This is a genomic window from Mycobacterium sp. MAA66, from assembly GCF_041261665.1.
Lineage (GTDB): Bacteria > Actinomycetota > Actinomycetes > Mycobacteriales > Mycobacteriaceae > Mycobacterium.
In genome coordinates, this window is the sequence record NZ_JBGCCC010000022.1 from 1 (window position 1) to 8,690 (window position 8,690).

Here is an 8,690-nt window from a genome sequence, read left to right on the forward strand (position 1 = left end):
CAACACCACACCCCACAAACGGGAAAACGGGAGCATGGCAAAAAACAACAAACAAAAACCACCAAACACACTATTGAGTTCTCAAACAACACGCCCGAGCTGACCGCGCAAAAAACCCGCGGCTAAAAGCCGCTGACTCTAGTGCGGACGGCGAGACACCCACCTTAATGGGTTTCTCTCTCGGAGTCTGCCGCGCTCTCCGGGCTGGGCCCGTGTCGCGGCGACGTGGATAAAGTTACGTGCTTGGAAACGGGGAGTCAAATCCGCAGGTAGGAGGCCTATTTTGGCCGAACCGAGCAGCCCGACTAGTCCGTCAGACGGACGCCGGCCAGGTTCCGCTTGCCTCGGCGGAGCACCAACCACCGACCGTAGAGGAAGTCCGATGCCTGCGGGGCCCATTCGTCACTTTCGATCCGCACGTTGTTGACGTACACGCCACCCTCGGCGACGGTGCGTTTGGCCTCACCCTTGCTCTTCGAGAGTTTGGTGGCCACCAACAGGTCGGTGATCAGGTTCGGACCGCCCGGCGCCAGCTCGGCCACCTCGGTCTCGGTCAGCGCCGCCGCCAAGGTCGGCTCATCGAGATCCACCAGGTCTCCCCTGCCGAACAGCGCCTGCGAGGCGTATTCGACCGCATCCGTGGCGGCCTGCCCGTGGACGAGCGTCGTCAATTCCCTGGCCAACCGCTTTTGCGCTGCCCGCTCATGTGGCCGCTCAGCGGTAACGACTTCCAGTTCTCCCAGCTCATCGGCGGTCAGGAAGGTGAACCAGCGGAGGTAGCCGATGACATCGGCATCAGCTGCGTTCACGAAGTACTGGTACCAGGCGTATGGCGTGGTCAGTTCGGGGTCGAGCCACAAATTGCCGCCACCGGTCGACTTGCCGAACTTCTTGCCGTCGGCCGAGGTGACCAGCGGCACGGTCAGCGCATGAACCGTCGCGCCGAGCTTCTGACGCACCAGCCGTACCCCGGCGATGATGTTGCCCCACTGGTCGGATCCACCGATCTGCAAGGCACAGCCATGGCGTTTGTTGAGCTCTACAAAGTCGTTGGCCTGCAACAACATATAGCTGAATTCGGTGTACGAGATACCGTCGCCTTCCAGCCGGCGGCGGATGGTGTCGCGGTCCAGCATGACGTTCACCGAGAAGTGTTTGCCCAGGTCGCGAAGGAACTCGATCGCCGACAGCTGCCCTGTCCAGGACAGGTTGTTCTCGACGATGGCGCCGGTGCCCGAATCATTGAACTCGACGAACCGTTCCAGCTGGCCGCGGATCCGCTCAGACCATTCGGCGACGGTATCGGCCGTGTTCAGGGTGCGTTCGGCGCTGTCGCGCGGGTCACCGATCAGGCCCGTTGCGCCACCGGCCAGCACAATCGGTCGGTGTCCGGCCTGCTGGAAACGGCGCAGGGTGAGCAGTGGGACCAGGTGGCCGGCGTGCAAGCTCGGCGCAGTCGGGTCGAAGCCCGCATATAACGTCAACGGCCCACCCGTGGTCGCGGCCGCGAGTGCGTCGCGGTCCGTGGATTGCGCGATCAGCCCGCGCCAGTCCAACTCATCGAGGATGCCGGTGTCCATAGCGCCGATCTTGCCGTACCACCCGCGCTCAGTCGCTGTCGCCTAGTGCGGGTGCGCGCGGGCTGCGTCGGTAAGCCGATACCGCCGGGACGTCGGCCAACCAGAACCGCCACGGACGATCAGCTGCCTTGCTGACCCCAACCCGGGGTCCACAACACGCGACCGTTGGGCCGGACAGCTCCAACCGAATCGGCGACCGGGCGGAGAAGAGGTCAATTCCGTTGTGGTCCAAACTAATTCCTGTCGCTGCACACAGATTCCCCGGTCCCCGGGCCAGCTGGGTGGTGGCAACTCCGGCGCCCCGTCGGGCACCCGCCACCTCGTCGCCATCGGTGATCACGGCAGCACGGAGCAGCACCGCTGCGGCAACACCCTCCGCCGCGCACACCACATTCGCGCACGCGTGAATGCCATGGCTGCGGTACACGTACAGCCGACCAGCGGGACCGAACATCACCGAACTACGGCCCGTCGGCCCACGGAACGAATGCGCGGCCGGGTCCGGCCAAGGCCCGTCGGCGGGCCCGCCGTAGGCCTCCACCTCGACAATCCGCGCGCGAACCCCGCGCCCGCACAAGGTGGCGCCGAGCAGTCGTCGTGCCGCCCCGACCGGATCTATCGCCAGCTCGACAGCGCTCATGCCGCGTGATTCTGCCGTGCGGCCGATATGCATTCGGCGCCCAGTCGTCGAGTGCGTGCAGCGTTCAGCGCGGGGGTCAATTCCGTTTGCACCGTGTTTTCGTTCTGTCCGTGTTCGATGCGGTCGTCTTCGCGAGATGGTACCGATCAAGTACTCACGCGCCTCTTCGTCGGCTGGTTTTGCGCGTCTTGTTGGCTTCGGTTGTCAGAATTGTGCGGCGTTCGGCATTCCTCTTTTTCCCTCTTTGTCGTGGTACATCCGTCGGTCGGCGATGGTGGTGAGACCAGTGATGGTGGTGCCGTCGGCTGGATAAATCGCAACACCCACACTCGCAGTGACCAGACATGGTGTGTTTTGGATGGTTATCGGCTCGTGCAGCGAGTGGGTGATCGCGTCCGGGACGTGATCGACATCGGTGATGTCAGCGACCGGTTCCAATATGGCGGTGAATTCGTCCCCGCCGGTGCGGGCCAGTGTGTCGGTATGCCGGACGACATTGCGCAATCTCGCTGCCACCGTCTGCAGGAGTTCGTCACCGGCTTGGTGGCCCAGGGTGTCGTTGACCGTCTTGAATCCGTTGAGATCGATGACGACCAATGCGAATCCAGTGTCGCGACGTTGCGCCTGGGTGATGACCTCGGTTAGACGGCGGTCGTACAACCGTCGGTTTGGCAACTTGGTGAGTTCGTCGTGGGTGGCCAGATAAGTGGCCGATGCGATGCGGTGCTCGAGCAGGGCCAGGATCATGCCGGCGGCGGCGAGAAACTTCGGGAGGTTCCACACGCCGGCCTCAACGTGTGCAGCGGCGGCTGGTGCATAGATCGCGAGCAGGGTGTAGGTGGGAAACACCAACCCCCACAGTGCAAAGCTCAGTGCCGTAAAGGTCACGCCGATGGACTTTGTGGGCGTCTGGCGCAGAAACAGATACGCCGCGGCCAGATAGGTCCAACACATCAGCCACTGGCTCGCCATCATTGGCCCTTGGCGGGCCAGCAGGACCGATTGCAGTCCATAGACAATCAGGACCAGAACCGTGGACAGCGCTACGGCGCGCGCGCCGGCACTACGGTCGGCGTTGACCAGCCACACCGTCGCGCCTACACCGAGTGCCAGCAGGGCATAGAGCCATCCGCTAGACCAGTGCACGGTCGGGTGGTGGGCCGCTGCGGTGGCTACCACTTGAAACGCGACGTTGAGACTGCCCGAGATCGCGACCGGAATCAGAATCCGGCGGCTTCGGGATGCACGCGAGGACTGGTAGAAGGCTGCCAGGAGGAATGCTTGGCCAGCCAAGGCCAGTGTTCCCCGGCCCACGAGGTCATAAGGCAGTTGCGCTGGCATCAACATGAAAATCCCTGCGTGAATCACGATCAGCACCCAACCGGCGAGCCAGTAGCCGAGCGAATAGCTCGGCCGCTGATAAATGAGCACGCAGGCTATGGCAACCAGCAGGGTGTAAGCACCAAACTCTGGCAGACCGTACAGATTCATGAAGCCCCTCGGCAAAGTTTTGACGACCACGAGCCTACAACTCCGAACGGCACGATGTCGCAGTGCAACGTTTGCTGTAGATTGCCAGATACATGCGGGCTAGCGCGATTGCAGTCACTTGATCTTCAATTTCACCGCATCACACGGGTCGGAACATCACTGAATTGGACTTGCTGAGTGCTGCTTCTATTGGTCGGAATTCAGTGGCTGCGAGACTGACCGAACGCCGACAGCTAATGCGCCTTGGCCATTCCCGGGCACACCGTGCCCGTCGGCGCATCGCCGTCCCGGGGTGAAGCAAACACGGCATGTTCTGGCTCCGGACAAACGGCCCAGTGGGCCTCATTTGGCGCGTTTGGCCGCGTACATGGCCTCCTCCGCGCGGTGTAGGAGTGCGCCGAGGCCATCACCGCGCCCATTGAGGACGGCGACTCCCACCGACACCCCCGGGGACCATCACCGGTGCTCTGTTGGCCGATTCGCCGATGCAGCCGGCCGGCGAACTGGCGCGCCTGAATGCTGTCCGCGCCATCGAGCATCACAACGAATTCGTCGCCGCCGATCCGACAGACCAGGTCGCTCGATCTCACAAGCGAGTTGAGATCTGCGGCAAGTGTTTTGAGCACCACCTCCTGGAGAAGTCAACCAACAGTCGCACGTAGAGATCGCTCAACTGGGCCTCGGTCCGGTCGGAGCTAAATGATGGAGCCGCAGCGGGTTTGGCGGCTTCGATGGTCCATTCAGTTGCGTACTGGTAGACGATGGAGCAGCCAGCGAGCGCCCCGTGCAGGTTGGTGATGGCGGTGTCCCGTTCGCGCCGTTGGGCTTTCAGTCCCGGTGAGGGCTGTTACCGCGGTCATCTCAGTGCCGGATGAGGCACTTATCAACCTGGGAATCGCGCCTCAGCAGGCGTAATCTGGACGTATGAAGTGGCCACCCAATGCGGTGGTGCGGACTGTCGGCTCCGGGTTCTTCGTCGGGGCTGTAGCAATAGCGCCATTCGCTCTCACGCACTCGACAAGCGACACCGTCCAAGCCACGGTATGTGTCTCCGCCGGGAACATCGACAAGTGCTCGGGAAGCCCCGGCTGGGGTGGATACCCCTACGGATATGGAATGCAATACGTCCCCGGATTCGGTGGCTATGGGGGTCCGGTCGGCTTGCCGACCCGCGGCGGCTGGGGAGGCGGTTTCGGTCGGTGGTAACCCGGTGGATGTGTCAGTTCTCAAATCGCGTGTCATCTTCAGGCCAGGCGAGCTGCGAAGACGGGTAAATTCTCACCCGATGCCACGCGAGGATTTTCTCAAATTCTTGTCATTTTTCGATGTCGACGTGCTCGTTGAATCTGAGCGCGCTGTGGTGTTCGTGTGCGAGCCGCCGCAAGTTGAGTAGCAACTGGCCAAATACCACCTGACCTATCACCATCTGCTGGACCACAGCGTCGCGGTCGGCTTGAAGCTCTGCCGCGGTCAACCTACTGACCTCATAGGCGGCAATTGCGTCGATGAGGCCGAGATAGGTTGCGGCGTTTGGTAAGTCAAACGGCCAGCCCAAGTCGTTGAGCACTCCGAGCAGACCCGCGAGCTGGTCGAGCACAGGCGCATCTGACCGTACATCTGTCCAGCCGGCCTTCTCAACAACTTGGGCGGCCAGCGCACGATCAGGCTCATTCAGGGCATCCGACGAACGCGCCAGTGCGTCGTAGGTCGCGCCGAACATCTGGTGTATCGACAGTGATTCGTTTTGCACCGCATCGACGATTTTCTTCAGATCGGCCACCGGGATGTCGCCGACCTCGCGCAGCACGCGCAGCAGTTGCAAACGTGCCAGATGCAGCTCGCCGTAATCGGCTTGCCGCTGGCTGACCTTGCTTCCGGGCGTCAGCAGGCCCTCGCGCAGGTAGTACTTGATGGTCGCCACGGTGACGCCGGACTGCTCGGAAAGCTCGGAGATTCGCACTCGACTCCTTACGTGGCACGGGTTGACATACCACAGTAGATAGTCTCAGTATCTACCATTAGATACTTTCACTATCCAGTGTAGGAGATGCGATGACTCAGAACATGATCCCCCGCGCGTATCGCGACGCTGTGCAACGTGTCCCAGAAGGCGTGCTGGTCGAGGCGGTTGCAGACGTGGGTGAAAACGAGGTGGTGGTATTCCTAATCGGCGCACGCATCCACCGGTGGCGCAAGGTACGCAGTTGGTTCCCAACCTTCGTGGCTATGCCCCGGATGCTGATGCAGCTGGCGAAGAAACCCGACCTGGGCCTCCTACATGCCAAAACGTATTGGGCGGGCCGGGACGTGATCACAGTGCAGTACTGGCGCAGCGTCGAAGACCTCGGCAAATTCGCCAAGGATCCCTCACTGACCCATGCGCCGGCCTGGGCCGCGTTTAACCGCGACGCCGCCGGCACCGGTGACGTTGGCATCTGGCACGAGACCTACCGGGTGCCCGCCGATCACATCGAAACGCGTTACGGCAATCTGGCACCACTGGGCTTGGGTAAAGCACTCGGGGTGCACGGGCGCTTCGGATCTCCACGCAACAGCACCCATCAGAAAATGAACGAAACCGACTCGGACTACATCCCCATCTGACCGAGCGACCAGACTGGATCATTGTTTGCCGCCGGGCTCGACAGTGCTACGCCGCACACCGCCCACTCGGCGACATCGAAAAGCCAACCCTCGCGCCTGGCCCAGCTTGAACCACCAACGCTTCCACAGATCACCATCCGGATCGGCAGCGTCAACCGCAAGCTCGCGGCGTCGGCAATCTCAGCCAACAGCGGCCACCCTCGGTGACCATGTCGACGATCGCCGCCAAAGCACGGCGCACATCGCTCACATGCATCAACTCACATGCATCAAAAGGAACCGGCTGTAAACCCAGTCAACCGTTCGACCCGACAGTGGATCTGCCAGCACATCGCCGACAATGAAGGTGATATTGCGGTGATGGGTCAGCGCCGCGCGCGCGACCTGCAACTGCTACGGTGAGGCATCGATCGCAGGAGCGCTGATCAGAAGACGCGAATCCAGTCGATCAGCATCTCGGCCGGATAATTGCCGCCACCAGGCTCGCGCCCGCCGGAACCACCGACAGCAAGATTGAACACCGGGACCAACGTGTAACCCGGATCGTTAAACGGCCAGTCGTCCACAGAATTCGCCGGCACCGTCCAAAACGGCTCCATTCCCGGCGCGTAGTCCTTCCAGAAGTACATTCCGGTCGGCTGCCAGGTCACCCGCCAGGTGTGCCAGCCGCTGTCGATCGGGTGCGGGTCGGTGGCGAAGGACGTGCCGTCCAACCGGGCGTGCACGGTGGTCCCCGATGGCCAGTCCCGGTTGCCGTACCACTCCACCAGGTCGACCTCGCCGCCGCGGACCGGATCGTCGTTGAGCAGCCAAAAAGCCGGCCAGGCGCCGTCAGTCAGGCAGTTCAGCTTGACGCGGGCCTCCCAGGTGGTGCCGATCCCGCCGCGCCAGTTACCGACGATCTTGGCACTGGCATAACGCTCCTGGATGTTCTTGCCCGGGCCACGTGTGGCACGGATGACGAGATTGCCCTTGCCGTCCTGGAACACGTGCTCCTGGTCAGTCACGTAACGGCCCATGTTGTACGGCTGGTCCCATTCGACGGGATTGCGGATGTCCTCACGCGCCGGCACGATGGACCACCACGCCGGATCCGGCGGTGCACCCGCGGGGCCGTTGAATTCGTCCTGGAACAGCATCGCCGGACCTGCCGGCGCGCCGGCAGGCGTAGCCGGGCCGGTTCCCGGACCCGGGGAAACCGGAAACGGCTCGGCATCGGCCTTCGGAAAGGGCAGCACGGCCGCAGCCGCACCCAGGCCAACCATCATCATGATGCTGCGGCGATCCATGTCAGGCACACCAAAATCGTAGGCGACGCAACGTGCGGCACCTCAGACCAAGCAACTGACGACGGTCGTTCAACCTGTTTGTCAGCCTGTTCGACAACGCTGTGTTGATCGTCATCGACACTCCCGTTCCCTGCCGCTTCACACGAAGCCAAGACCGTCATCCTGTGTCCCCCGAAGGGCTCAAACCACCCCCTCGAGGGCGCTGCCAGCGACACCCAAACCACGAAAGCGTGTCTCGGCGGCACCGCCTGGCGCAGCGGTCGACATCGCAAAACTGTTCGCGGGTCGACGATTTCGGCGACGACGCGCTCAGGCCAGTTGTTGCGCGTAGTTGGCGTGCTCCTCTAAACCGACGGTGATCGTTGCGGCCAGCCCACGGTCCTTGGTTAGCTGGACTTGTGCTTGCCGAGATGGCCGATGTTCCACGCGGTGTGCAGGGGTTGGCTGCACGGGGAACGGTGACTGCCGAGGACTACGCGCGGGCCTTCGCACCGCTGGTCGCCCGGGTTCAGCAAGCAGACAAGCGACTGAAGCTGCTGTTCTGCTTCGGGCCAGACTTTGAACGCATCACACCAGGCGTTGGTTTCTCCTCCGGATTTTTATCACTTTTTTGTCATTGGTGACATCGGTGTGACATCTGAATTGAGAATGTGACACCCAGTTTGAGAACTAACACACAACCCACCACCACTGTCGAGATGCAAGGAAGATTGACAAGACACGCCTGGCTACTTTGACAAAAATTCGGGCGTGTCGCGGAGGCTTGTCAATCTATCTTGCAAAAACCCAGTTGCGCTCCGCAAAACTAGTACTGCCAACTTGCGACGGCTAGGTGCATCGGCGCGGACGAAAACAGCGAGTTCACCGTAGCGATCGAAGAGAGCTTGGCCAACGCCGATTACGGCGGCGGAGATATTGTCAAGACCTGTGGATGGGGCTTTAGGCGGCTCCGGCGCCGGGGTTAGGTGACCAGCCTGAACGCAGTGCCGGAAGGGTCGAGAAGGATCCCTTGATCGGGATCGATGGCTATGGCGCCCAGGGTGATTGCGCGGGCCATCCGTTCGGACACATCGCCGGCCCGGAGGC

At 62.1% G+C, this 8,690-nt stretch carries 8 protein-coding genes; 2 read left to right on the forward strand and 6 right to left on the reverse strand.

The window, feature by feature from the left end:
• Positions 1 to 305: 305 nt before the first annotated feature.
• The 5 genes from tyrS to ABIA30_RS27255 all read right to left on the reverse strand — a co-directional run bounded on the left by tyrS (position 306) and on the right by ABIA30_RS27255 (position 5,671).
• Positions 306 to 1,580: a tyrosine--tRNA ligase gene (gene tyrS, locus ABIA30_RS27235; protein ID WP_370071301.1), complete on the reverse strand. Its 1,275-nt coding sequence runs from the start codon at positions 1,578 to 1,580 to the stop codon at positions 306 to 308.
• A gap of 28 nt (positions 1,581 to 1,608) precedes the next feature.
• Positions 1,609 to 2,220, reverse strand: a complete 612-nt coding sequence (locus ABIA30_RS27240; protein ID WP_370071303.1) for a DNA-3-methyladenine glycosylase — start codon at positions 2,218 to 2,220, stop codon at positions 1,609 to 1,611.
• 204 nt (positions 2,221 to 2,424) lie between these two features.
• The gene (locus tag ABIA30_RS27245; RefSeq protein ID WP_370071305.1) at positions 2,425 to 3,651 is read right to left on the reverse strand and encodes a diguanylate cyclase domain-containing protein; all 1,227 of its coding nucleotides are present in this window, start codon (positions 3,649 to 3,651) and stop codon (positions 2,425 to 2,427) included.
• 293 nt (positions 3,652 to 3,944) lie between these two features.
• Positions 3,945 to 4,340, reverse strand: a complete 396-nt coding sequence (locus ABIA30_RS27250; protein WP_370071307.1) for a diguanylate cyclase — start codon at positions 4,338 to 4,340, stop codon at positions 3,945 to 3,947.
• A 686-nt stretch (positions 4,341 to 5,026) separates the two neighbouring features.
• Entirely contained in the window at positions 5,027 to 5,671 is a 645-nt protein-coding gene (locus ABIA30_RS27255; protein WP_370071309.1) for a MerR family transcriptional regulator, read from the reverse strand.
• A 92-nt stretch (positions 5,672 to 5,763) separates the two neighbouring features.
• On the opposite strand from ABIA30_RS27255, the gene ABIA30_RS27260 reads away from it, so the two are divergent.
• Positions 5,764 to 6,315 (forward strand): DUF4188 domain-containing protein, encoded by a 552-nt coding sequence (locus tag ABIA30_RS27260; protein WP_370071311.1) that lies wholly within the window; start codon positions 5,764 to 5,766, stop codon positions 6,313 to 6,315.
• A 425-nt stretch (positions 6,316 to 6,740) separates the two neighbouring features.
• Here ABIA30_RS27260 and ABIA30_RS27265 read toward each other — a convergent pair whose 3' ends face one another.
• Positions 6,741 to 7,604, reverse strand: a complete 864-nt coding sequence (locus ABIA30_RS27265) for a family 16 glycosylhydrolase (RefSeq protein ID WP_370071315.1) — start codon at positions 7,602 to 7,604, stop codon at positions 6,741 to 6,743.
• Positions 7,605 to 8,002: 398 nt separating this feature from the next.
• Between ABIA30_RS27265 and ABIA30_RS27270 the strand changes: the two genes are divergently transcribed.
• Positions 8,003 to 8,227 carry a hypothetical protein gene (locus tag ABIA30_RS27270; RefSeq protein ID WP_370071313.1) on the forward strand — a complete coding sequence of 75 codons (225 nt, stop codon included), beginning with the start codon at positions 8,003 to 8,005 and terminating at the stop codon, positions 8,225 to 8,227.
• Positions 8,228 to 8,690 lie beyond the last annotated feature (463 nt).